The following is a 22,500-nucleotide window of genomic DNA, read 5'->3' as shown; positions in this document are numbered from 1 at the left end:
CGCTTCGGCGCGTGGCGGTGTAGCCGCTTCGTTCGAGGTAGCAACGAGCCCATCCCGGCTGACTTCGGTCGTCCGATGCTCCTATCTCCCGTACTGCTATGAGCCTTGGCTCTCAAGGCCATTTTCTTTGGGTTACTTTTCTTTTGGGCCAGCAAAAGAAAAGTGACTCGGCGGCCGGCAGGACGTCGAAACGCCCGCTGCGTAAGCGGCAACCTAGCGGAAGTGTGGCTACCGAAGGCAACACCTACGCTCTAACAAAAGCCACAACCATGCAGCCCCCCGCAAAAGGCTGTCGCGCACTGGGTGCGCTCCTACAGACAGTGGCGGCTGCAGGCAGAAAAACGGGGCCGTGGGGCCCCGTCTTGGTTGCATCCGTTCAATGGCGGAAATGGCGAATGCCGGTGAACACCATGGCCATGCCGTGCTCGTCCGCCGCGGCGATCACTTCCGCGTCGCGCATGGAGCCACCCGGCTGGATCACGGCGCTGATGCCCGCTGCTGCGGCGGCGTCGATGCCGTCGCGGAACGGGAAGAACGCATCGGAGGCCATCACCGAACCGCGCACTTCCAGCTTCTCGTCGGCGGCCTTGATGCCGGCGATCTTCGCGCTGTACACGCGGCTCATCTGGCCGGCGCCCACGCCGATGGTCTGGCGGTTCTTCGCGTAGACGATGGCGTTGCTCTTGACGTACTTGGCCACCTTCCACGCGAAGATGAGATCGTCGATTTCGGCGGGCGTCGGCGCGCGCTTCGTGACGATCTTCAGGTCTTCGGCCTTCACCATCGCGCGGTCGGCGGTCTGGATCAGCAGGCCCGAACCGACGCGGCGCACGTCGTTGCCCGGATGCGCCTTGCTGAGGTCGCCATCGGCCGGCGCGGGAATTTCTAGCACGCGCACGTTGGCCTTCTTGGCGAACGCCTTCAGCGCATCGTCCTCGTAGCCCGGCGCCAGCACCACCTCCACGAACTGGCGCTCGACGATCGCGCGCGCCGTGGCCGCATCGACCACGCGGTTGAAGGCGATGATGCCGCCGAAGGCCGAGGTCGGGTCGGTCTGGTAGGCGAGATCGTAGGCGCGACCGATGCCGTCGAGGTTCACCGCCACGCCGCACGGATTGGCGTGCTTGACGATCACGCAGGCCGGCTTGGTGAAGCTGCGCACGCATTCCCACGCGGCGTCGGAGTCGGCGATGTTGTTGAACGAGAGTTCCTTGCCCTGCAGCTGGCGGAACGTGGCCAGCGTGCCCGGGGCCGGGTACAGGTCCCGGTAGAACGCGGCCTGCTGGTGGGGGTTTTCGCCGTAGCGCAGGTCCATCATCTTCACGAAGCGGCCGTTGGCCTGCTCGGGGAAAGCCTCGTGGCCGGCGATGCCGTCGAGGTTGTCGTTGAGCTTGAGCGCCGAGAGGTAATCGCTGATCGCGCCGTCGTAGTTGGACACGCGGTTGAACGCGGCGACGGCGAGCTTGAAGCGCGTGGCGCGCGAAAGGCCGCCGTTGTCCTCGATTTCAGCGAGCGCTTCCTCGTACTGGTCGGGCGAGGTGAGCACGCCCACGTCGTTCCAGTTCTTGGCCGCCGAGCGCAGCATGGCCGGGCCGCCGATATCGATGTTCTCGATGGCCTGCTCCAGCGTGCAGTCGGGCTTGGCCACGGTCTGCTCGAACGGATAGAGGTTGAGCACCAGCAGGTCGATCGGCTGGATGCCCAGTTCTGCCATGACCGCATCGTCGGTGCCGCGCCGGCCGAGCAGGCCACCGTGCACCTTCGGGTGCAGGGTCTTCACGCGGCCATCCATGATCTCGGGAAAGCCGGTGAGCTCGCTCACGTCCTTCACCGCGATGCCGGCGTCACGCAACGCCTTGGCGCTGCCGCCGGTGGAAAGCAGCTCGACGCCGGCCTTGCTGAGTCGCTGGCCCAGTTCGAGCAGTCCGGTCTTGTCCGATACGCTGATCAGCGCGCGGCGAATGGGAGTCAAAGCAGGGGCAGACATGGCAGCTTCCATAACGGGGAAGCCGCACATTATAGCGGTCTGGAGCCGGGCCGTCGGCAAAGGCGGCCGTCAACGGATGGACGGCCAAACGCCGCGGCCCGGTGGCCGCCCGCAACGGAGATGCACCGGATTGGGTGCCGCGGGGGCTGGATTACAGCAGGCCGTGCGCGGCTAGCTTCTTGCGCAGCGTGGCGCGATTGATGCCGAGTACCGCCGCGGCGCGGCTCTGGTTGCCGTCGTGCCAGGCCAGTACTTCGCGCAGCAGTGGGCCTTCGACTTCGCGAATGACGAGCGCATGCAGGCCCTCGTCGCACTCGGTATCGCCGATGTCGGCGAGATAGCGACGTACGGTGCGGGTGACGCATTCGCTCAACGCGCTCTGCGACGAATGCTCTTTGGGAGATTCGTTGGCAGGCAGTCTTACGGCATTCACTGACATTTCCCCTCACGCTCTAACGCGCCGGCTACATAGGCCGTCGCAATTGGTTATGGCAATACCGCGGGCGGCGGCTCGCATGGAACGCCGGGTGCAGCAGTAAGGACGAAGGACCGAGTTTACCCTCGCGGGCCGACAATTTTAAGTCCCTATTTGTCGGATAGATGTGTCCCTGCAGCCATCGGGGAAATGTCCTATGGACAAAATTCAGCGTCGATGGCACGGGATGTGCCTGGGTGGCTTGCGGCCCGCCAGCGGATGCCACCTGCGCCGTTCGCGCAAATGGACGGCTATTCGAAACCGAACTCGAATGCCACGGCCTTGCCCTCGGGATCTTCCACTTCGAGCATCAGCGCCGCCGTGGCGCCGGGTGCGAGACCGCGTTGCAGCACATTGGCATCGCCCAGGTATTCGCCGGGACGCAATCTGCGCATGGCGAGGCGCTTGCCGTTCGCGTCGGACAGCGTGACCGACACCACGGGATAAGGCTGCGCGAAGTCGGCATCGTTGCGCAGGCTTGCCGTAATCATCAGCGCGCCCGGCACGGACGGATGGGCCTGCACGTCGCGCGCGAGCAGGCTCAGCTTGGAAGTGTCCTGGACGAGGGGCAACTGGCAACCGACGCTGTTGCAGGCCTCCCGCAGCAGGGGGCCCATGGTGGCGTCGCTGATCAGGAAGTCGCGCTTGGCCCAGGCGACCTGCGCGCCGAGGGCAAGCATCAACAAGGTGCATGCCGTCACCCATGGCCAGCGCCGGCCGCTGCGCTCCTTTTGCCGCGCAAAGCGGGGCGCCACCACGAGATCGTCGAAATCCCCGGCGTGACTCTGCGGGGTCACCTGTTCGATCACCGCCGGCATCTCGGCGGGCGGGCGGTAGACCGCGAGGTCCAGCCGTGGCGGCGCCGATACGCTGCGCGATGGCAGGAGATGGAAGGGTTCGGGCGGCAGTTGCTCGCTCAGGCTGGCCAGCGCATCGAACGGCGCGTCGCAATGCCCGCACACGACCTCGCCGCGCGCTTGCGCAAGCGTTTCCGTGTTCAGCGAGAACACGGTCAGGCAGTCAGGGCATTGGGCGTACATGCGATCCGCGGATATCCAGCTCCGGCAAGCCTAGTGCAGGCGTGCCGACAAATCACGCGCATGCATGCGTGGATCGTGAACAGGCGCTCAGCTCCGGCATCGGCCGCGCCAAGGCTCGCGGCGTCAGTGCTTCCCTCGGCGGCGACCGCTGATGCGCACCCAGTCTTCCTGCGTGTCCACGCGCAAGTCGTCGAACCACTCCGCGTAGCGCTGCAGCAGTTCCTCTTCCTGTCCATGCAGGATGCCGGAGATGGCGAAGGGTGCGCCGGGCTTGGCCGCGGCGGCGAACGTCGGCGCGAGTTCACCCAGCGGGCCGGCGAGGATGTTGGCGATGAACACGTCGGCCGGCTCGGTTTCCAGATCCTCGGGCAGGAACAGGGCGAGGCGGTCGGCGACGTCGTTGCGCTCGGCGTTGTCGGCCGACGCGGTGAGCGCCTGGGGATCGTTGTCCACGCCCACCGCGCTGGCGGCGCCGAGCTTGAGCGCGGCGATGGCGAGGATGCCCGAGCCGCAGCCGAAGTCGACGATGCGCTTGCCCTGGAGGTCCAGGCTGTCGAGCCAGGCCAGGCACAGCGCGGTGGTGGGATGCGTGCCGCTGCCGAAGGCGAGGCCGGGATCGAGGCGCACCACCACGATGTCCTCGTCGGCGGGCGGCTGGATGTTCCACGGATAGATCCACAGCCGGCGGCCGAAGACCATCGGCTTGAACTGGTCCATCCAGGCGCGCTCCCAGTCTTCGTCGGCCACGTCGCGGAACTGCATGTGGTCCGGTTCCAGCCAGGGCAGCAGGTCACCCAATGCTTCGCTCAGGCCACGACGGTCGGTGTCGGCGTCGAACAGCGCGTTGAGCGTGATGGTCGGCCACAGCGGCAGCTCACCCACGCCGGGTTCGAAGATCGCCTGCTCGTCCGGCGTTTCCGCATCGGCATCCTGCAGGGTGATGGACAGCGCGCCGAGATCATCGAGCGCCTCCTCCACGCGGGGCTGCTGTTCGGAGCGGACGGTAAGGATGAGTTCGAGCCAGGGCATGGCGGGTTCCTGCGGGTGAAGGCGCATATTGTCGCCGATGTGGAAGTCGGGCGCTAAACCGCGGCTCCCCTCGTAGGAGCGCACCCAGTGCGCGACCGCGGACTAACGATCTGCCTCAGCAGGCGATCTGCACGATCGCAGCGCATCGCGGCAACCATTGGTCGCGGCGACCCTGCGGCCCTGATCGCGCACAGGGTGCGCTCCTACAGGGTCAGGAAGGCGTCGTGGCGGTGGTAGTGGTCGAGCGCGCGAATGAAGTCGGCGATGCCCGAATCGGGCTTGCGCCTGCGCTGCACGAACAGGACTTCGACGAAGTCGGTGGCTTCAAGGAAATGATGCAGGTGATGCTGCGCGGCAAACGCCGGCAGGGCTTCGCCGTTGTCGTCGATCAGCGCGTCGTCCTCATCGGCGACGTGCGAGAGATACAGGCGGCACTCGGGCGATGTGATATCGCCGCGGATATAGACCCAGGCGTAGCGATCCCAGCCATCGCCTTCGTCGAAGGCGGCGGTGATCGCGTCGATCGCGTCGGGAAGCGTCAGCAGTTGGGACATGTCGGAACGACACCGGCGAGCCGCGCGGGCGGCTCGCCGGCAAGGCTCAGCCGCCGGTCGCGGCCTTTTCCTTCTGCTCGGCCATGCGCTTTTCCAGGTAGTGGATGTTCTGTCCACCCTGCTGGAAGCCGACGTCGGCCATGATGCGCTGCTGCAGCGGGATGTTGCACTTCACGCCTTCGATCACCGTCTCGGCCAGCGCCAGGCGCATGCGCGCAATGGCGGTTTCGCGATCCGGGCCATGCACGATCAGCTTGCCGATCATCGAGTCGTAGTTCGGCGGGATGCGGTAGCCGTCATACAGGTGCGTGTCCACGCGCACGCCCGGGCCGCCCGGCGCTTCGAAGCGCTTCACCGTGCCCGGCGAGGGCAGGAAGCTGTCCGGATCTTCCGCGTTGATGCGGCACTCGATCGCGTGACCCTGGATCTTGATGTCTTCCTGGCGGATCGAGAGCTTCTCGCCACCGGCGATCAGCAGCTGCTCGCGCACCAGGTCGATGCCGGTGATCAGCTCCGTCACCGGATGCTCCACCTGGATGCGGGTGTTCATCTCGATGAAGTAGAAGCGGCCGTCTTCATAGAGGAACTCGAACGTGCCGGCGCCGCGATAGCCGATGCGCAGGCAGGCTTCCACGCACACCTTGCCGATCTGCTCGCGCAGTTCCGGCGTGATGCCAGGCGCGGGCGCTTCCTCCACCACCTTCTGGTGGCGGCGCTGCATGGAGCAGTCGCGCTCGCCCAGGTGGATGGCGTTGCCCTGGCCGTCGGCCAGCACCTGGATTTCCACGTGGCGCGGATTTTCCAGGAACTTCTCCATGTACACCTGATCGTTGCCGAAAGCGGCCTTCGCTTCCTGCTTGGTCATGGTGATGGCGTTGCCCAGGTGGGCCTCGGTGCGCACCACGCGCATGCCGCGGCCGCCGCCGCCACCGGCGGCCTTGATGATCACCGGATAGCCGATCTCGCGTGCGATGCGGATGTTCTCGTCGACGTTGTCGCCGAGCGGGCCGCCCGAGCCGGGCACGCACGGCACGCCGGCGGCCTTCATGGCGCGGATCGCTTCGACCTTGTCGCCCATCAGGCGGATCACGTCCGCGGTCGGGCCGATGAAGATGAAGCCCGACTGTTCCACCTGTTCGGCGAAGTCGGCGCGCTCGGAGAGGAAGCCGTAGCCCGGATGGATGGCCTGGGCGTCGGTGATTTCAGCAGCCGCGATGATGCGCGGGATGTTGAGGTAGCTGTCGACCGACGGCGCGGGGCCGATGCAGATCGACTCGTCGGCCAGGCCGACGTGCTTGAGGTTGCGGTCTGCGGTGGAGTGCACCGCCACGGTCTTGATGCCAAGACTGTGGCAGGCGCGCAGCACGCGCAGGGCGATTTCGCCGCGGTTGGCGATGACGACTTTTTCGAGCATGGGCATAAGGGTCAGCCCGCGCTCAGGCGATCACGAACATCGGCTGGTCGAATTCCACCGGCTGGCCGTTCTCGAGCAGGATGGCCTGCACGGTGCCGGCCACGTCGGCTTCGATCTGGTTGAACATCTTCATCGCTTCGATGATGCCCAGCGTCTCGCCGGCCTTGACTTGCTGGCCGACCTTCACGAACGCCGGGGCGCCCGGGCTGGCCGAGGCGTAGAAGGTGCCGACCATCGGCGCCTTCACCACGTGGCCTGCCGGCAGGGCCGGGGCGCTCGGTGCGGCTTCGGCGGCCGGCGCGGCGGCCACGGGTGCCGCGGCGACGGGGGCGGCCTGGATGATCGGCGCGGCGGCCACGGTCACGCCGCCCTTGGGCACGCGCGAGAGGCGGACGACTTCTTCGCCTTCCTTGATCTCAAGTTCCGCGAGGTTGGATTCCTCGAGCAGGTCAATGAGCTTCTTGATCTTGCGCAGGTCCATGGTTCAAACCTTTTTCGTTCGTGGGGCCGCCGGAGCGGCCGGATGGGAATGTGGGTCGGCCGAGGCCGGTCAGGAGGCCGCGCCGCTGCGGTCCAGGCGCAGCAGGGCGGCATCCAGCGCCAGCCGGTAGCTGTCCGGGCCGAAGCCGCAGATCACGCCAACGGCGATGTCCGAGAGATACGAGTGGTGGCGGAATGCCTCGCGGGCATGCACGTTGGACAGGTGCAGCTCGATGAAGGGAATCGCCACGCCGGCCAGCGCGTCGCGCAAGGCGATGCTGGTGTGCGTGAAGGCGCCGGGGTTGATCAGGATGATCGCCGTGCCGTCCAGGCGCGCCTGGTGGATACGGTCGATCAGCGCGTGCTCGGCGTTGGACTGGAAGGTTTCCAGCTCCTGGCCCGCGGCTTGCGCGCGCTGCACCAGGAAGGCGTCGATATCGCCCAGCGTGTCGCGGCCGTAAACCTCCGGCTCGCGTACGCCCAGCAGATTGAGATTGGGTCCATGCAGGACCAGGATCTTCGCCACGCCGTTACCTTGGATTCGAGCCGGGATGAGCGGCGTCCGGCGCGGAGTGTGCGCGCGCCGACCGTTCTTGTCCAGTTCGGCGCAGTTCGGCGATGTTTGAAGGAGAAGTTAAGGTTTCACCGTGCGGAGACGTATGGCGACCGAAACCGCATCAGGGCGCCGTTGGCGCCAGCCACTGCCGCAGCTGGTCGCCGTCCAGCACGCCCCGGCGCGTGGCCAGCACGCGGCCGTTTTCGTCCAGAAGCACGCTGTAGGGCAGCAGTTCGCCGACGTTGCCCAGTTGAAGCGACGTGCTCGGGCTTTCGAGGCTGCCGATCAGTACCGGATAGTTCACCGGATGGCTGGCGAGGAAGGCCTTGACCCGCGCCGGATCGTCCATGGCGATGCCGACGACGATGCCTCCCTTTTCGCCGACGTTCGCCTGCGCCCGCACCAGGGCCGGCATCTCCGTCAGGCAGGGGGCGCACCAGGTGGCCCAGAAGTTGAGCAGTACGCGGCGCCCGCGGAACTCGGACAGCCGGTGCTGCCTGCCGTCGACCCCCGGCAACGAAAGATCCGGGGCGATCGATCCCGTTTCGATCGCCGGGCCACCGGCCGGCGCATGGGCGCGCCGGCTGGCGTGCTGCAGCCAGCCGCCGGCGGCGGCGACCGCCACGGCGAGTCCCAGGATGATCCAGTTGCTGCGGCTCAGCATCATGGATTGCTGGCGACCGGCGTGCCCGCGGCCTTGGTCAGCGCCGCTTCGACCAGCGAAGCGGTGAGCACGGTGGGCAGCTTGCGGCCTTCGCCGCCGTCCTTCGGAAACACCACGTACAACGGCACGCCCGGCGAGTGGTATTGCGCGAGGAAGGCCGCGATGGTCGGGTTCACATCGGTCCAGTCGCCCTTCATGTAGACGGCGCCGGTCTTCTTCAGCAGCTCGCGGAAGGCCTCGGTGTCGAGCACGGCGTGTTCATTCGCCTTGCAGGTGACGCACCAGTCCGCGGTCATGTCCACGAACACCGGCGTGCCCGCCTTGCGTAGTTCAGCGAGCTTCTCGGGCGAATACGCCACCACGCCCTCGGTGACGGTCGCCGCCTGTGCCGGCGGCGGCACGTGGGCCAGGTAATACAGCGGCACCAGGGTGAGTACGGCCAGCAGCGCCACGAACACCTTGCTGAGCCCGCCGCGCGAGCGGCTGCGCTCGAACCACCACAGCGTGGCCGCCAACAGCACCGCGGCCACCAGCACCAGGCCCACCGCGTCGGCGCCGCGCTGGTGCGCCAGCACCCACACCAGCCAGGCGGCGGTGAGGTACATGGGGAAGGCCAGCACCTGCTTGAGCGTTTCCATCCACGCGCCCGGGCGCGGCAGCAGGCGCGCCAGCGCCGGCACGAAGCCGACGGCGAGGAAGGGCAGCGCCAGGCCGATGCCCAGCATCAGGAACACCAGCAGCGCGTGCACCATCGGCGCGGCGAACGCATAGGCCAGCGCGCTGCCCATGAACGGCGCGGTGCAGGGGCTGGCCACGGCCACCGCGAGTACGCCGGTGAAGAAATCGCCCGCGTGGCCCGAGCGCGCGGCCAGCGACGAGCCCACGTTGCCCAGCGAGGTGCCGAACTGCACCATGCCGGACATCGACAGGCCCACGGCCAGCATCACGCAGGCCAGCACGCCCACCACCAGCGGCTGCTGCAGCTGGGCGCCCCAGCCCAGCGCGTGGCCGGCCGAGCGCAGCGCCACGATGGCGATGCCGATCAGCGCGAAGGTCGACAGCACGCCGGCGGTATAGAACAGCGCATGGGAGCGCGCCTTGGCATGGCTCTCGCCGCTTTCGAGCAGGCCCACGGCCTTGATCGACAGCACCGGCAGCACGCACGGCATCAGGTTCAGCACCAGGCCGCCGACCAGGGCGAGCAGCAGCGCGGAGACCAGGCTGCCCTGCAACGCGCCCCCGGCCAGTTCGGCAGGCGGCATCTCCGGTGCGGGTTCGCTGGCCGTGCCCGAGGTGGGCGCGGCGCCGCCGAGGTCGATGGCAAGCGTGCGGGTCATCAGCGGATAGCACAGCCCGCCGTCCTGGCAACCCTGGAAGCTGGCTTCCAGGTTCACGGTCGAGCGGCCCGAGGCATCGCCTTCTATCAGCACCGGCAGTTCGACCTGATCGAAATACACCGTGGTCTTGCCGAAATGCGCGTCCTCATGTTCGACGCCGGCAGGCCACCCGGGCTTGGCCAGGCCCAGGCCATCGGCGTCCTTGAGCTTCAGCGCGGTCTGGTCGCGGTAGAGGTAGTAGCCCTTGGGCATGGTCCAGCGCAGCAGCAGATGCTGGTGGTCCTTGGCCAGGGCTTCGAGGTGGAAGGCTTGTTCCGCGGGCAGGGCGCCGCCATCGCTGGCGCGGTTGGAACCCAGCTTGCCCAGCGCGGCGCCCAGCGAGCCGTCGCCGCCGGCCGAGGCCGCGCCCGCCGGCAGCGGCAGGTCGAGCTGCTCGGTATGCGGCGGATAGCAGATCTTCGGGTCGACCTCGTGGCAGCCCTGGTACTGCACGCTCAGCTTGAGCCGCGTGGCGCCGGTCGCGGTGTACGGCAGGGTGGCATCGATCGAGTGGTGATAGATCTCCACGTCGCCCAGGTATTCGTCGTGGTGCTTCTCGCCGTCGGGGAACTTCGCTTCGCCCAGCGTCACGCCGTCGCCGGCCTTGAACTTCATGCGGCCGCGATAGAGGTAGTAGTCGGGCGCGATGGTCCAGTGCAGCTTCAGCACGCCGGGCGTGGAGGTGTCGGTGCTGAGCTTGTACGCCTCGGTCACCGGCAGCAGGCCGTCGAGGTCGTCCTGCGCCAGCGCCGGCAGCGCGATCGACAGCAGGCAGAGCAGGGCGGTGAGACAGGCGGCCAGGCGGCCGGGACGGATCAGGCGCATTGCGGCTCCAGCAGGGAGAGACCCGCGCCGTGGCGCAGGCGAAAGGGAATTATGACCCAGCTTGGGGAGGGGAGCTGGACCTGGGATGGACCATCCGGATTCAGGCGTGTTCCGTCATCACTTCGCTCAAGCCTGCCCCGCGGTTACGCAGACGCAGCATGCCGGTGGTCAAGGCCACGCCCAGCAGGATCACCACGCAGCCGCCCGCCATGGCCAGGGTGACCGGCTCATGCAGGAACAGCAGGCCCCACACCACGCCGAACACCGGGATCAGGAACAGCACCACCATGCTGCGCGAAGCGCCCACGCGGGCCATCAGGCGGTAGAACAGCACGTAGGCCAGCGAGGTGCAGATGGCCGCCAGGCCGAACATCGCCACCCAGGCGGATACGCCCGGCATGCGCGCCGGCCACATCCATACGGTGAAGGGCAGCAGCACCGCCGCGGCGACCAGCTGGCTGCCCGTGGCCACGCTCAGCGGCGTCACGCCGCGCAGGGTGCGATGGCTGACATGGGCGCCGACCGTGTAGCAGACATTCGCGCCCACGCAGGCGGCCATGGCCCAGCCCGATGCGCCCACGCCGTGGCCGAAGCCCACGGTGCCCGCGACCAGCCACACCACGCCGGTGAAGCCGATCACCAGGCCGCTGGCCTGGGTGGCGTTGAGCTTTTCGCTGAACAGCATCCAGCCCGACAGCGCCACCAGCAGTGGCGCGATGGCATCGGAAATGGCGGACACGCCGGCCGGCAGGCTCTTCGCCGCATAGGAGAACAGCACGAACGGCAGCGCCGAATTGGCCAGGCCCACGATCAGGATCGGGCGCCAGTTCACCGCCATTTCCCTGAGCCGCTGGCGCGACAGCAGCAGCGGCGCCGAACAGATCGCCGCGCCGATGGCGCGCATGCCGGCCAGCGCCATGCCGCCGAATTCGTCCGCGCCCATGCGCATGAACAGGAACGAGGCGCCCCAGATGGCTCCCAGCAACAGCAGTGCGACGGTGTCGGAGGCTTTCATGGGCAGGACTCGTTGGTTTTGCCCGTCATTCCTGCCTTCGCAGGAATGACGGGCGTGGAGGTGTCGGCTTCTTTACGACGTCGGTCTTGAAGATCGGTCTTCATAAAGAAGGCTAGCCGTCCATGGTGTCAGAACCTGTCAGCAGTCTTCAGCGCTTGCCCTGGCCGAACAGCACGCGGCGTTCCTCGTCCGACAGCGGCTGCTTGGGCGCGTAGCTGCTCTCGACACCTTCGTAGGTACGCTGCGTGGCGGGGCGGGCCGAAATCGCCATGAACCAGCGCTCCAGGTTCGGGAAGTCGGACAGCGTCTGTCCATGCGCTTCGTGCGGCACGATCCACGGATAGCACGCGACATCGGCGATGGAAAACGCCCCCGCGATGAACTCGCGATTCGCCAGGCGGCGGTCGAGCACGCCGTACAGGCGCGCCACCTCGCGCGTGTAGCGGTCCACCGCATAGGGCACCGGTTCCGGCGCGTAGACGCGGAAATGGCCCGCCTGTCCGCCCATCGGCCCCAGGCCGCCGACCTGCCAGTACAGCCACTCCAGCACCTCGAGCCGGCCGCGGCTATCGGTGGGCATCAGCTGCCCGGACTTCTCCGCCAGGTACTGCAGGATCGCGCCCGACTCGAACACCGTGATGGGTGCGCCGCCGCCCGCGGGGGCGTGGTCGACGATGGCGGGGATCTTGTTGTTGGGCGAGATGGCCAGGAACGCCGGCTGGAACTGCTCGCCCTTGCTCAGGCTGACCGGGGTGATGAAGTAGGGCAGTCCGGTTTCCTCGAGGAACAGCTTGATCTTGAGGCCGTTGGGGGTGGCGGCGAAATAGAGCTCGATCATGGGTGGAACGCTCCGGCGGGGACGGTAGGCCTAGTGTGGGTGTTCCACTGGTCTTGAAAAAGATCCAGATCAGGGGAAATCTTCAGGACCAGTCACTGCCCGGACGCCGGCACCATGGATCAGCCGCTCGCCTTTCCGCTCGACATCCCCAGCCGCGGCCGCCTGGAGGCGCTGCACGGCCAGTTGCGTGCGGCCATTCTCGACGGACGCCTGGCGGGCGGGCAGGGCCTGCCCTCCACCCGTGCGCTGGCAAGTTCGCTGGGCATCTCACGCAATACGGTGGTGGCGGCGTACGACCGCCTGCTCAGCGAGGGCTACGTCTCGGCCCGCCATGGCTCCGGTTATGCGGTGGCCCAGGGCCTGGCGAAGAAGAAGGCGCCGGCGCCGGGCGACGAGGAGGGGGACCGTCGGCTCGCGGCGCGCTGGCGGCACGTGGCCAGGCCGGTCCGTGGTGGCGGCAAGCTGCCGGTGCGCTACGACTTCTGCGTGGGCCTGCCGGATGCCTCGCGCTTTCCCTTCGATGCCTGGCGCCGGTTGTCGGCACGCGCATTGCGCAGCCTGTCGCGCACGCCGGCGGTCTACGACGCGCCGGCCGGTCGGTTGGCCTTGCGCGAAGCCATCGCCGGGCACGTTTCCTTCGCCCGCGCGGTGACCTGCGGCGCGGACGACATCGTGGTCACCAGCGGCGCGCAACAGGCGTTCGACCTGCTGGCGCGCTGCCTGGTCACGCCGGGTCGTACCGTGGTCGCGGTGGAAGATCCCGGCTACCCGCCGCTGCGGGCCGCGTTCGAGGCGGCCGGCGCCAGCGTCGTGCCGGTGCCGGTCGATGCGGAAGGGTTGATCGTGGAGCGGATACCGCCTGCCGCGCGCGTGATCTACGTAACGCCGTCGCACCAGTTCCCGCTTGGCATGGTGATGTCGCCGGCGCGCCGCATGGCTTTGCTCGACTTCGCGCGGCGCCACGGCGCGGTGATCATCGAGGACGACTACGACGGGGAATTCCGCTACGGAGGCCGCCCGCTGGATGCGCTGCAGACGCTCGATCGCGAGGGCCTGGTGTTCTACGTGGGCACCTTTTCCAAGAGCCTGTTTCCCGCGCTGCGGCTGGGCTATGTGGTCGCGCCGCCCTGGGCGATGGCCGCGCTGGCGCAGGTGCGGCAGATCAGCGACTGGCACTGCGACGTGCTGGCGCAGGACACGCTGGCGCTGTTCATCGCCGAGGGCCATCTGGCCCGTCATGTGCGCAAGATGCGCCGCATCTATGCCGAACGCCGCGGGGCATTGATCGACGGCCTGGCGCGCCACGCGGGCCAACGGCTCTCGCTGCAGGCCTCCGACGCGGGTTTGCACGTCGCCGCGCTGTTGCCGCCCGATCTGGACGCCAGCGAGCTGGTGCAACAGGCGGCGGCGCAGGACATGCGGATCGAGGCGCTGGCCGGCTATGCCATCGGCACGGACGTACCCAACGGACTGGTGTTCGGCCTGGGCATGCTGCCGGTGGCGCGGATGGAGGAGGCCACGCAGGCGCTGGGGCGACTGTTGAAGGCGAGCCGCTGAGGCTGGTTCCCTCGATTCTCCGGCAACTGGTCCTGTCCGGCGGTCGATGCCCGGCGGAGCATGGCGCCTCCCCATCAAGGAAGGCCGCCGTGCGTTACATCGTCTTGCTATGCCTGCTTCTGTCCTGTGCGCTCGCGCATGCTTCCGACACGGGGCAGGCGCGCGCCGAATCCGCCGGCCGCAGCCTGATCGGCCAGCCCGCGCCGCGCATGGTGGTGAAGACCATCGACGGGCAGACCATCGACCTCGGCGCGCTGTACGGCAAGAAAGCCGTCTACCTGAAGTTCTGGGCCACCTGGTGCGTGCCCTGCCGCGAGCAGATGCCGCACTTCGAGCGCAGCTTCGAGCAGGCCGGCCCCGACATGGCGGTCATCGCCATCGATGTCGGCTTCGACGACAGCGTGGAAGAAGTGCGCAAATACCGGCAGGCCGTGGGCCTGGGCATGCCGATCGTGTTCGACGACGGCACGCTGGGCGAGGCGTTCCACCTGCGCGTGACGCCGCAGCACGTGGTGATCGGGCGCGACGGACGCATCCTCTACGTGGGCCACGAGGTCAACGACAGACTCGAGGCCGCGCTGGCGCAGGCACGGACGAATTCATCGGCCAAGGTGGCCGCCGCCGTGGCGCCGAAGGACGAACCGCACTACGACGTCGGCGATCGCGTGCCCGCGTTCGATGTGCATACGCTCGACGGCAGGTCGGTGCCCGCCTTCGGTGCCGCGCCGGGGCAACCGACGATGCTGCTGTTTCTCTCGCCGTGGTGCGAGTCCTACCTCGCCACGAGCCGCCCCGCGCTGGCCCAAGGTTGCCGCGTCGCGCGCGAACGGGCCGAGGTACTGGCGCGCCGGTCCGGCGCCCGCTGGCTGGGCATCGCCTCGGGCCTGTGGGCCAATCGTGACGAACTGGCCGCGTACCAGCGCGAACATCACGTCGCCATGCCGCTGGCGCTGGACGACAGCGGTGCGCTGTTTCGCCGGTTCCGCGTGATGCACGTGCCCACCGTCATCGTGCTGGATGGGCAGGGGACGGTGCTGCGGCGGACGGAAGAGGTGGACGAGGCAACCGTTCCCCTGTAGGAGCGCACCCTGTGCGCGACAGCCTTTCGCGTCGGTTTGCATGGTTTTTTTCCTGAGAGCGGGGTGCTGCCTTCGGTTGCCACGCTTCCGCGAGCATGCCGCCTACGCGGCGGGCGTTTCGATCCCCTGCCGGCGCTCGAGTCACTTTTCTTTTGCTGGCCCAAAAGAAAAGTAACCCAAAGAAAATGGCCTTCAGAGCCAAGGCTCATGGCAGTGCATGGGATAGGAGCGTCGGCCGACCGAGGCCAGCCGCGGTGCGCTCTTTACTACCTCGAACGGCACGGCTACACGCGCAACGCGTCGTAGCGAAGAGGACTCAAAGCAACTTCGTTATCCGCCTCGGTCCATCACTTCTCCCTCTCCCCTCCGGGGAGAGGGCTGGGGTGAGGGGCGGGGCTCGCGAAGTTCCTTCCTACCTCTGTAGGAGCGCACCCAGTGCGCGAAAAGCCTGCAAAGCGATGCGGCCACTGTGCTCGCGCGCTGGGTGCACTCCAACAGCGCACTGGGGCTGCCCCGCGGAAGATCGGGCGATCAGCCCGGATCGCGCACCCAGTCCAGATACGCCTCATGCCCCTGCGCCACCGGCACGGCGACCAGTTCCGGCAGTTCGTAGGGGTGCAGCGCCAGCAGGCGTTCCTTGAGGGCCGCGAAGCGCTGTCCGGTGGTCTTGATCATCAACAGCTCCTCGCTGTCGGTGACCACCTCGCCCTTCCAGCGGTAGGTGGAGCGGATACCCGGGATGCGGTTGACGCAAGCCGCCAGGCCCTCGCCCACCAGGGCATCGGCCAGGGCCTGGGCGCTGGCCGGGTCGGGGCAGGTGCAGTAGCAGAGCAGGACGGGGTCGGGCATGGCCCCAGCCTAGCGCGGCCCGCCCTCTAGGGCACCCCACCGCTCTTTAGTAGGAGCGCACCCAGTGCGCGAAAAGCCTACGGAGCGATGGCGCGGCCACATCCGCAGAGGCCTGCCCCGGCGTCTATCGCGCACTGGGTGCGCTCCTGCCGGCAAGCGCAAAAAAGCGCCGGCGCCCTTGAAAGCCCTGAACGAATCCCCCATTGCTGAGGTCAGCCACCGGACCGGCACCTCTTGCAGGGGGGCTTTGCGTCGTTATTATTGGCACTCACCTACCGGGAGTGCTAACAGCGCCAGTCAACAGGCGCCGCTCCGGGGTAACCCCTTTGTCTGTTCCAACCATCAATCAAGCTGGAGCCCATCCCATGAGCAAACTGCGTCCGCTGCACGATCGCGTCATCGTCAAGCGTCTCGAAGAAGAGCGCATTTCCGCTGGCGGCATCGTCATCCCCGACAGCGCCACCGAGAAGCCGACCCGCGGCAAGGTCATCGCTGCCGGCGCGGGCCGCATCCTGGAAGACGGCAAGGTCCGTCCGATGTCGGTCAAGGAAGGCGACACCGTGCTGTTCGGCAAGTACGCCGGCCAGGAAATCAAGATCGACGGCGAAGAGCTGGTCTTCCTGAAGGAAGACGACATCGTTGCGGTGATCGAAGGCTAAGCGCCTCTCCCGCACCTCTTCCCACCCAAACTCAACGCATTTGAAGGAATTACGAAATGGCAGCTAAAGAAGTCCGCTTCGGCGAAGACGTCCGCGCCCGCATGCTCAAGGGCGTGAACACCCTGGCCAACGCCGTGAAGGTCACCCTCGGTCCGAAGGGCCGCAACGTCGTGCTCGAGAAGAGCTTCGGCGCCCCGACCGTGACCAAGGACGGCGTGTCCGTGGCCAAGGAAATCGAACTGGCCGACAAGTACGAGAACATCGGCGCGCAGATCGTCAAGGAAGCCGCTTCCAAGACCTCCGACGTCGCCGGCGACGGCACCACCACCGCCACCGTGCTGGCCCAGGCGTTCATCCAGGAAGGCCTCAAGGCCGTGGCCGCGGGCATGAACCCGATGGACCTCAAGCGCGGCATCGACCAGGCCGTCACCGCCGCCGTGGGCGAGCTGAAGAAGCTCTCCAACCCCACCGCTGACGACAAGGCCATTGCCCAGGTCGGCACCATCTCGGCCAACTCCGACTCCGCCATCGGCGAAATCATCGCCACCGCGATGAAGAAGGTCGGCAAGGAAGGCGTGATCACCGTCGAGGAAGGCTCGGGCCTCGAGAACGAACTCGACGTCGTCGAAGGCATGCAGTTCGATCGTGGCTACCTGTCGCCGTACTTCATCAACAACCAGCAGTCGCAGCAGGTTGAACTGGACGACCCGTTCATCCTCATCCACGACAAGAAGATCTCCAACGTGCGCGAGCTGCTGCCGGTCCTTGAGGCCGTCGCCAAGGCTGGCAAGCCGCTGCTGATCGTCGCCGAGGAAGTGGAAGGCGAAGCGCTGGCCACCCTCGTGGTCAACACCATCCGCGGCATCGTCAAGGTCGCCGCCGTGAAGGCGCCGGGCTTCGGTGACCGTCGCAAGGCCATCCTGGAAGACATCGCCATCCTGACCAACGGCGTGGTCATCTCCGAGGAAGTGGGCCTGGCCCTCGACAAGGCCACCATCACCGACCTGGGCCGCGCCAAGCGCGTGGTGATCACCAAGGAAAACACCACCATCATCGACGGCGCCGGCGAAGCCGAGCGCATCCAGTCGCGCATCGGCCAGATCAAGGCGCAGATCGAAGAGACCTCTTCGGACTACGACCGCGAGAAGCTGCAGGAGCGCGTGGCCAAGCTGGCCGGCGGCGTGGCCGTCATCAAGGTCGGTGCTGCCACCGAAGTCGAGATGAAGGAAAAGAAGGCCCGCGTCGAAGACGCCCTGCACGCCACGCGTGCGGCCGTCGAGGAAGGCGTGGTCCCGGGCGGCGGCGTCGCCCTGATCCGTTCGCTCAAGGCCATCGAAGGCCTGAAGGGTGCCAACGCCGACCAGGACCTGGGCATCGCCATCACCCGTCGCGCCCTGGAAGCCCCGCTGCGCGCCATCGTCGCCAACGCCGGTGACGAGCCGTCGGTGGTGCTGAACTCGGTGAAGGAAGGCAAGGGCAACTTTGGCTACAACGCCGCCACCGGCGAGTTCGGCGACATGATCGCCTTCGGCATCCTGGACCCGACCAAGGTGACCCGTTCGGCCCTGCAGTTCGCCGCTTCCGTGGCGGGCTCGATCATCACGACCGAAGCGGCCGTGACCGAAGTGCCGAAGAAGGAAGAAGGCCATTCGCACGGTGCGCCGGGCGGCATGGGCGGCATGGGCGGCATGGACTTCTAAGTCCACGCCTTCCAGGCATCGCTACAAGGAAAACCCCGCCTTGCGCGGGGTTTTCTTTTGGACGGCCAAACCATCGTGACCCCGGCCGCGCACCCGCCGACGCGATCATGCGGCCAGCGACAAAGCTCAGCGTCGCGCCTGGTTTCCCCGCCGTTCGCGCTTGGCGACGTACATCGCCGCGTCGGCCTGGGCCAGCATCGCGTCGGGATCAAGTACATCCGACAGCGCCACGGCGATGCCGATGCTTGGCCCGGCGTAATCGATCACCGTGCCGGCAAGATGAAAGTTTCCGGTGGTCGCCGCCTGCAGGCGCTCCTCGATGATCGCGCTCACGGCCTCTGCGTCGGCGCGCGGCGGGCTCGACAGGGCCACGAATTCATCGCCACCGATGCGCGCCACGAAGTCGTCGATGCGCATGGCGCCCTGCAGCCGGCCGCCGATGGCGCGAAGGAACTGGTCCCCCGCGTCGTGACCGTACCGGTCGTTGATGTCCTTGAACTTGTCGAGGTCGATGAAAGCCACCACCAGCGCGCGGCCGTCCTGCGCGAGCGCGGATCGCCGGCGTCCGAGCTCGGCCATCAGGGCGCGCCGGTTGGGCAGGTGGGTGGTGGCATCCACGAGGGCACTGATCGCCAGCGAATCGTTGGCCTGGCGCAAGGAATGCACCAGCTGCTCGCGCTCGATCTGCTGGGCGATCAGGCGCGCGAACATCTGCAGGACCTGTTCCGCGCCCTCGGCCAACGGTTTGCGTTCGTCGCTGGCCGCGCACAAGGTGCCGTAGAGCGAGCCGTCGTCCATGCGTACCGGCGTGCTGGCGTAGGTGGCGATACCGAGCGCGCGCGCCGGCGCCGAGTCGGCCCAGCACTCGGCGACGTCATCGGTGTAGCCGCGGCCTTCGTCCAGCGCTCGCTTGCACAGCGTGCCTTCCCACGGCACCGACAGGCCCTCGGGTATCTGCAGGCGCTGCGTGTTGCGGGAGTAAAGGACGTATTGCGAGCCGGCGACCAGGTCGATGGTCGTCAGGTAGGTCGATTCCAGGCCCGTGACCGCCTGCAGCAGCTCCAGCAGCGGTCGCACCAGGTCTTCCAGCGAGCGGGCCTGGATGACCGATTCGGCCAGGCGGCCAACGAAATTGGCGGGAAGAGACGGCGTGGGCGGCATCACGACCATGACTGTGTGCCTTGATTGGCAGATGGACAACAAACGCCGGGTGGGCGCGGCTCATTAGTACCATGGCCGGCGAGCGTGGCAATGCCATGGCGGCACCAGACCAGGAATATTTTCCGCAGGCATTTCCGTTTTCGTGATCTCGCACGTCTTGGCTCCTGTCACAGCCACTACGCGGGACGCGCGCGCCTTGAACGAACGGAATCTTCTGCCGGGGGAGGACCCCCTGGACGCCAACCTGGTGTTCGCGGCAAGCGGTTGCGCCTACGCGGCGCAACGCTCCCTGGAGCGCGAACTGCATCTGGCGAGGCCCGAGCGCCCGTCGGCGGCTGGACAACGGGAGAGAGCCGCCAGGGATGGCACCTGTTCCTCGCTGTGGTGGCGCTCATTGCGCGGCCGCAACGATTGGGTGGGCCACCCCGCGCAGCGCGCCGTGATGGCCGCGAAATACCTGGTGCGTGCCGCCAGCCTGCCGGTGCAGCATCGACGCTACCTCGCGTTCCTCGCTTCGCATCCGCTGCTGCGCGCCTGCGTGGCCTGCGATCCGCGCTTGCAGGAGCGCCACCTGCATCGCTTCATCCACCGGGGCTGGCACCGCGCGACGCGCCTGCGCGGCGTGCAGAACCACTACCGCGTGCTGTTGCAGCGTTGGCCCGAGTCGTTGTTCGAGTCGGTCTACGTCCATGGACGTGCCACGCTGGGCGAACTGACGCTCAAGGACGGCAGCGTGCTGAAGCTCCACCTGCGCCCGCCGATCACCATGGGATGCGAGGGCGAGTTGTCGATCGAACTGGGCGATGCGGACGGCCGTGCGCTGTACCGCCTGGTGCTGACCGTGATCGACGAAAACACCATGGCCATCGGCTGCATCCAGGGGCCGGACGGCGAGCAGGCGCGCGACCACGTGCGCGTGCTCACCCGGCAGATGCATGGCATGCGGCCCAAGCAGCTGCTGCTGGAGCTGGCCTACGCGCTGGCCGGACAGTGCGGCATACGCCATATCCTTGGCATCAGCAACGATGCCCACCCGCTGCATGGGCGCACTCGCTTCGTGGCCGATTACGACGCGTTCTGGCGCGAACAGGGTGGTTGCTCCACCGGCGACGGCTGGTTCGTGCTGCCGCCGACCTTGCACCACCGCAGCGAAGCCGAGGTGGAAAGCAAGCACCGCGCCGCCTTCCGCCGTCGCGCGGAACTGCGCGCCGATGCCGTGCGATCGTTGAACTGCGCGCTGCGGCCGGTGCCGTGGTGGCGCGGCACGCCGGTGGAGGATGCGGAAGTACAATCATCGTTTCCGCTTCCGGACGTATCCGAGGAAGCCTAGTGGACAAACCCGCCGACGTATCCGGCATGGCAAGCCCCGACCCGGCCCACGCCTTGCGCATCGCGACGCTGTTTCGCGAGCACAACCGCGCGCTGGTGGCTTTCCTGCAGTGCCGTCTCCATTCGCTTTCCGATGCGCAGGAAGTCGCGCAGGAGGCCTACATGCGCCTGGTTGCCATGGAGCGTCCCGAGCAGGTCGACTCGCTGCGTGCCTACCTGTATCGCGTGGCGTCCAACCTGGCCGTCGATCGCCTGCGCATGCGCAAGGTACGCGACGACAACCCGATCCAGCCGCCGGACGAAGACCTGCACCTCGCGCCGATCCCCGAGCGGCACGCGGCGGCGACCGGTCAACTGCATGCGTTGCAGCGTGCACTGAGGGAGCTGCCGGCGAAGACGGGCCGCGCCTTCGTCATGCATGTCATCGATGGCTGCGAGATCGCCGTTATCGCGCGAGCCATGAAGATCAGCGAGCGCATGGTGCGCTATCACGTGGCCAACGCCCTGGCGCATTGCCGGGCGCGGGTGGACGAACCGGAGACGCCATGATGGCCAACACTTCGAATCAACAGAATCTTCGCGTCGCCGCCGACTGGTGGGTGCGGTTGCGCGACGCCAAGGCCGGCGAGCACACGACGGAACGGTGGCTTGCCTGGATCGACGAGGACGACGCGCACCTTGCCGCCTTCGAGCGCATCACCGAACTGGCGGCGCGACTGGGCTCGCTGGGCGAGGTTTCGCACGCGGCCCTGCTGGCCGAATTCGCGCCGGCGACGGGGTCGCGCCGATGGTGGCCGCTGAGTGCCGCTGCTGCCGCCGCGTTGCTGGTCGCCGGTGGCTACCTGGGCTGGTCGATGCTCGGGCGGTCGCCCGCGGCACAGCTGTACGCCACGCCGATCGCCGCGCAAAGCGAAATCACGCTGGATGACGGCTCGCGCGTGGCGCTGGGCGGCGCCACGCGGCTCACCGCGCGCTTCAGCCGCAGCCATCGCGAAGTCGAGCTTGCCGAAGGCGAGGCGTATTTCGAAGTCGCGCACAACGCCAGCCGGCCGTTCGTGGTGCATGCAGGCAAGCTTCGCATCGAAGACATCGGCACGGCCTTCGACGTCCGCCGCACGGGCGACCGCGTCACCATCAGCATGGCCGAAGGACGCGTGCGCATCGTGGATAGTGCATCCGGCGAGGGGCGCGGCCTCGAAGCCGTGGCGGGGCAAGCCGTGTCGTACGACCCCGCCCATCCCGCGCTCAATGTCACCGCCACCGATCCTGCGCAGGCCGCCGCGTGGCGGTACGCCCGGCTGGAATTCGACAACGAGCCGTTGTCGGTCGTGGTGGCGAACATCAACCGCTATCGCGCGCATCCCGTGCGCATCGCCGACACCGGGCTGCAGTCGATGACCTTCACCGGCACGGTGAAGACCAATGCCATCGACGACTGGCTGCAGGCCTTGCCCCAGGTGTTGCCGCTCACGGTCAGCGAAGTCGGCGGGCAGACCGTGTTGTCGGATGCGCGGGGCAGGCACGGCGCCAGTTGAGGTGGCGATGCGTCCGGGCAAGGCTGGCGTCAGATTGCGTTCATCCCGCGGTTGCGGCGACAAAATCGCTTGAGCCCATGTCACACTCGTGGTTTTCGCTCGCAGGAAGCGAATGCCATGAAGGCGTGTGCAAAGCTGCTGCTGTCAGGCAGCCTGGTGATGGCGGCGAACCTGGCGATGCCGGGCGCTGCTTTCGCCGCACGCGTGGTGGATGATCCGGCGCGCATCGAGTTCGCCATCCCGGCGCAGCCCCTCGCCACCGCACTGATCGCCTTCGGCAAGCAGGCGAACGTGCAGGTGCTGACGTCCGGTTGCGCGATCGCGCGCTTTCGCTCACCCGGCGCCAGCGGCACGCTGACGCCGCAGGCGGCACTCGAA

At 67.5% G+C, this 22,500-nt stretch carries 22 protein-coding genes; 8 read left to right on the top strand and 14 right to left on the bottom strand.

What is annotated here, in order from left to right:
• Positions 1 to 376: 376 nt before the first annotated feature.
• From purH to JMF82_RS18385, 12 genes are all read right to left on the bottom strand, one after another.
• The gene (gene purH / locus JMF82_RS18440; RefSeq protein ID WP_201315991.1) at positions 377 to 1,987 is read right to left on the bottom strand and encodes a bifunctional phosphoribosylaminoimidazolecarboxamide formyltransferase/IMP cyclohydrolase; all 1,611 of its coding nucleotides are present in this window, start codon (positions 1,985 to 1,987) and stop codon (positions 377 to 379) included.
• A 151-nt stretch (positions 1,988 to 2,138) separates the two neighbouring features.
• Positions 2,139 to 2,426, bottom strand: coding sequence for a helix-turn-helix domain-containing protein (locus JMF82_RS18435; protein ID WP_051595647.1), 288 nt, complete (start codon positions 2,424 to 2,426; stop codon positions 2,139 to 2,141).
• A 287-nt stretch (positions 2,427 to 2,713) separates the two neighbouring features.
• Entirely contained in the window at positions 2,714 to 3,502 is a 789-nt protein-coding gene (locus JMF82_RS18430) for a zinc-ribbon and DUF3426 domain-containing protein (protein WP_201315990.1), read from the bottom strand.
• Positions 3,503 to 3,625: 123 nt separating this feature from the next.
• On the bottom strand, positions 3,626 to 4,531 hold the full coding sequence (gene prmA, locus JMF82_RS18425) for a 50S ribosomal protein L11 methyltransferase (protein WP_201315989.1): 906 nt from the start codon (positions 4,529 to 4,531) through the stop codon (positions 3,626 to 3,628).
• Positions 4,532 to 4,734: 203 nt separating this feature from the next.
• On the bottom strand, positions 4,735 to 5,085 hold the full coding sequence (locus JMF82_RS18420; protein WP_201315988.1) for a hypothetical protein: 351 nt from the start codon (positions 5,083 to 5,085) through the stop codon (positions 4,735 to 4,737).
• 46 nt (positions 5,086 to 5,131) lie between these two features.
• The gene (accC, locus tag JMF82_RS18415) at positions 5,132 to 6,499 is read right to left on the bottom strand and encodes an acetyl-CoA carboxylase biotin carboxylase subunit (protein ID WP_201315995.1); all 1,368 of its coding nucleotides are present in this window, start codon (positions 6,497 to 6,499) and stop codon (positions 5,132 to 5,134) included.
• A 22-nt stretch (positions 6,500 to 6,521) separates the two neighbouring features.
• Entirely contained in the window at positions 6,522 to 6,980 is a 459-nt protein-coding gene (gene accB / locus JMF82_RS18410; RefSeq protein WP_201315987.1) for an acetyl-CoA carboxylase biotin carboxyl carrier protein, read from the bottom strand.
• Positions 6,981 to 7,049: 69 nt separating this feature from the next.
• Positions 7,050 to 7,505 (bottom strand): type II 3-dehydroquinate dehydratase, encoded by a 456-nt coding sequence (gene aroQ, locus JMF82_RS18405; RefSeq protein WP_201315986.1) that lies wholly within the window; start codon positions 7,503 to 7,505, stop codon positions 7,050 to 7,052.
• 151 nt (positions 7,506 to 7,656) lie between these two features.
• Positions 7,657 to 8,202 (bottom strand): TlpA disulfide reductase family protein, encoded by a 546-nt coding sequence (locus JMF82_RS18400; RefSeq protein WP_307837991.1) that lies wholly within the window; start codon positions 8,200 to 8,202, stop codon positions 7,657 to 7,659.
• Positions 8,199 to 10,400: a protein-disulfide reductase DsbD gene (locus JMF82_RS18395; protein ID WP_201315985.1), complete on the bottom strand. Its 2,202-nt coding sequence runs from the start codon at positions 10,398 to 10,400 to the stop codon at positions 8,199 to 8,201. The genes JMF82_RS18400 and JMF82_RS18395 overlap by 4 nt, the downstream gene beginning before the upstream one ends.
• 100 nt (positions 10,401 to 10,500) lie before the next feature.
• Positions 10,501 to 11,415, bottom strand: a complete 915-nt coding sequence (locus JMF82_RS18390; protein WP_201315984.1) for a DMT family transporter — start codon at positions 11,413 to 11,415, stop codon at positions 10,501 to 10,503.
• A gap of 148 nt (positions 11,416 to 11,563) precedes the next feature.
• The gene (locus JMF82_RS18385) at positions 11,564 to 12,253 is read right to left on the bottom strand and encodes a glutathione S-transferase N-terminal domain-containing protein (RefSeq protein WP_201315983.1); all 690 of its coding nucleotides are present in this window, start codon (positions 12,251 to 12,253) and stop codon (positions 11,564 to 11,566) included.
• A 114-nt stretch (positions 12,254 to 12,367) separates the two neighbouring features.
• Between JMF82_RS18385 and JMF82_RS18380 the strand changes: the two genes are divergently transcribed.
• Positions 12,368 to 13,810, top strand: a complete 1,443-nt coding sequence (locus tag JMF82_RS18380; protein WP_201315982.1) for a PLP-dependent aminotransferase family protein — start codon at positions 12,368 to 12,370, stop codon at positions 13,808 to 13,810.
• Positions 13,811 to 13,899: 89 nt separating this feature from the next.
• The gene (locus JMF82_RS18375; protein ID WP_201315981.1) at positions 13,900 to 14,889 is read left to right on the top strand and encodes a TlpA disulfide reductase family protein; all 990 of its coding nucleotides are present in this window, start codon (positions 13,900 to 13,902) and stop codon (positions 14,887 to 14,889) included.
• A gap of 531 nt (positions 14,890 to 15,420) precedes the next feature.
• Here JMF82_RS18375 and cutA read toward each other — a convergent pair.
• Positions 15,421 to 15,738, bottom strand: coding sequence for a divalent-cation tolerance protein CutA (cutA, locus tag JMF82_RS18370; RefSeq protein ID WP_201315980.1), 318 nt, complete (start codon positions 15,736 to 15,738; stop codon positions 15,421 to 15,423).
• Between the two features lie 365 nt (positions 15,739 to 16,103).
• On the opposite strand from cutA, the gene groES reads away from it, so the two are divergent.
• Together groES and groL are read left to right on the top strand one after the other, a co-directional pair.
• Positions 16,104 to 16,397, top strand: coding sequence for a co-chaperone GroES (gene groES / locus JMF82_RS18365; protein ID WP_201315979.1), 294 nt, complete (start codon positions 16,104 to 16,106; stop codon positions 16,395 to 16,397).
• Positions 16,398 to 16,453: 56 nt separating this feature from the next.
• Complete coding sequence (gene groL, locus JMF82_RS18360) at positions 16,454 to 18,097, top strand: chaperonin GroEL (protein WP_201315978.1); 1,644 nt, start codon at positions 16,454 to 16,456, stop codon at positions 18,095 to 18,097.
• A gap of 126 nt (positions 18,098 to 18,223) precedes the next feature.
• Here groL and JMF82_RS18355 read toward each other — a convergent pair whose 3' ends face one another.
• Positions 18,224 to 19,267 (bottom strand): sensor domain-containing diguanylate cyclase, encoded by a 1,044-nt coding sequence (locus JMF82_RS18355; protein ID WP_236585558.1) that lies wholly within the window; start codon positions 19,265 to 19,267, stop codon positions 18,224 to 18,226.
• Between the two features lie 187 nt (positions 19,268 to 19,454).
• On the opposite strand from JMF82_RS18355, the gene JMF82_RS18350 reads away from it, so the two are divergent.
• From JMF82_RS18350 to JMF82_RS18335, 4 genes are all read left to right on the top strand, one after another.
• Positions 19,455 to 20,588 (top strand): DUF535 family protein, encoded by a 1,134-nt coding sequence (locus JMF82_RS18350; RefSeq protein ID WP_201315977.1) that lies wholly within the window; start codon positions 19,455 to 19,457, stop codon positions 20,586 to 20,588.
• Positions 20,588 to 21,136 (top strand): sigma-70 family RNA polymerase sigma factor, encoded by a 549-nt coding sequence (locus tag JMF82_RS18345; protein ID WP_236585557.1) that lies wholly within the window; start codon positions 20,588 to 20,590, stop codon positions 21,134 to 21,136. The genes JMF82_RS18350 and JMF82_RS18345 overlap by 1 nt, the downstream gene beginning before the upstream one ends.
• The gene (locus JMF82_RS18340) at positions 21,133 to 22,122 is read left to right on the top strand and encodes a FecR domain-containing protein (RefSeq protein WP_201315976.1); all 990 of its coding nucleotides are present in this window, start codon (positions 21,133 to 21,135) and stop codon (positions 22,120 to 22,122) included. Before JMF82_RS18345 ends, JMF82_RS18340 begins: the two co-directional genes overlap by 4 nt.
• A 117-nt stretch (positions 22,123 to 22,239) precedes the next feature.
• Positions 22,240 to 22,500: hypothetical protein (locus tag JMF82_RS18335; protein WP_201315975.1), on the top strand; the 261-nt coding region annotated here is incomplete at its 3' end.

The organism is Dyella sp. EPa41, assembly GCF_016586165.1.
In the GTDB taxonomy this organism is placed as follows: Bacteria; Pseudomonadota; Gammaproteobacteria; order Xanthomonadales; family Rhodanobacteraceae; genus Dyella.
The sequence above is the reverse complement of the archived record's forward strand: the minus strand, read 5'-3'. Positions and strand labels throughout refer to the sequence as shown.

Coding starts and splice junctions, on each gene's coding strand:
- prmA (WP_201315989.1), bottom strand. CDS start 4,531: ATGCCCTGGCTCGAACTCATCCTTACCGTCCGCTCCGAACAGCAGCCC.
- JMF82_RS18400 (WP_307837991.1), bottom strand. CDS start 8,202: ATGATGCTGAGCCGCAGCAACTGGATCATCCTGGGACTCGCCGTGGCG.
- accB (WP_201315987.1), bottom strand. CDS start 6,980: ATGGACCTGCGCAAGATCAAGAAGCTCATTGACCTGCTCGAGGAATCC.
- groES (WP_201315979.1), top strand. CDS start 16,104: ATGAGCAAACTGCGTCCGCTGCACGATCGCGTCATCGTCAAGCGTCTC.
- cutA (WP_201315980.1), bottom strand. CDS start 15,738: ATGCCCGACCCCGTCCTGCTCTGCTACTGCACCTGCCCCGACCCGGCC.
- JMF82_RS18435 (WP_051595647.1), bottom strand. CDS start 2,426: ATGTCAGTGAATGCCGTAAGACTGCCTGCCAACGAATCTCCCAAAGAG.
- JMF82_RS18340 (WP_201315976.1), top strand. CDS start 21,133: ATGATGGCCAACACTTCGAATCAACAGAATCTTCGCGTCGCCGCCGAC.
- JMF82_RS18395 (WP_201315985.1), bottom strand. CDS start 10,400: ATGCGCCTGATCCGTCCCGGCCGCCTGGCCGCCTGTCTCACCGCCCTG.
- JMF82_RS18380 (WP_201315982.1), top strand. CDS start 12,368: ATGGATCAGCCGCTCGCCTTTCCGCTCGACATCCCCAGCCGCGGCCGC.
- JMF82_RS18430 (WP_201315990.1), bottom strand. CDS start 3,502: ATGTACGCCCAATGCCCTGACTGCCTGACCGTGTTCTCGCTGAACACG.
- JMF82_RS18390 (WP_201315984.1), bottom strand. CDS start 11,415: ATGAAAGCCTCCGACACCGTCGCACTGCTGTTGCTGGGAGCCATCTGG.
- JMF82_RS18355 (WP_236585558.1), bottom strand. CDS start 19,267: ATGGTCGTGATGCCGCCCACGCCGTCTCTTCCCGCCAATTTCGTTGGC.
- JMF82_RS18385 (WP_201315983.1), bottom strand. CDS start 12,253: ATGATCGAGCTCTATTTCGCCGCCACCCCCAACGGCCTCAAGATCAAG.
- JMF82_RS18420 (WP_201315988.1), bottom strand. CDS start 5,085: ATGTCCCAACTGCTGACGCTTCCCGACGCGATCGACGCGATCACCGCC.
- purH (WP_201315991.1), bottom strand. CDS start 1,987: ATGTCTGCCCCTGCTTTGACTCCCATTCGCCGCGCGCTGATCAGCGTA.
- accC (WP_201315995.1), bottom strand. CDS start 6,499: ATGCTCGAAAAAGTCGTCATCGCCAACCGCGGCGAAATCGCCCTGCGC.
- groL (WP_201315978.1), top strand. CDS start 16,454: ATGGCAGCTAAAGAAGTCCGCTTCGGCGAAGACGTCCGCGCCCGCATG.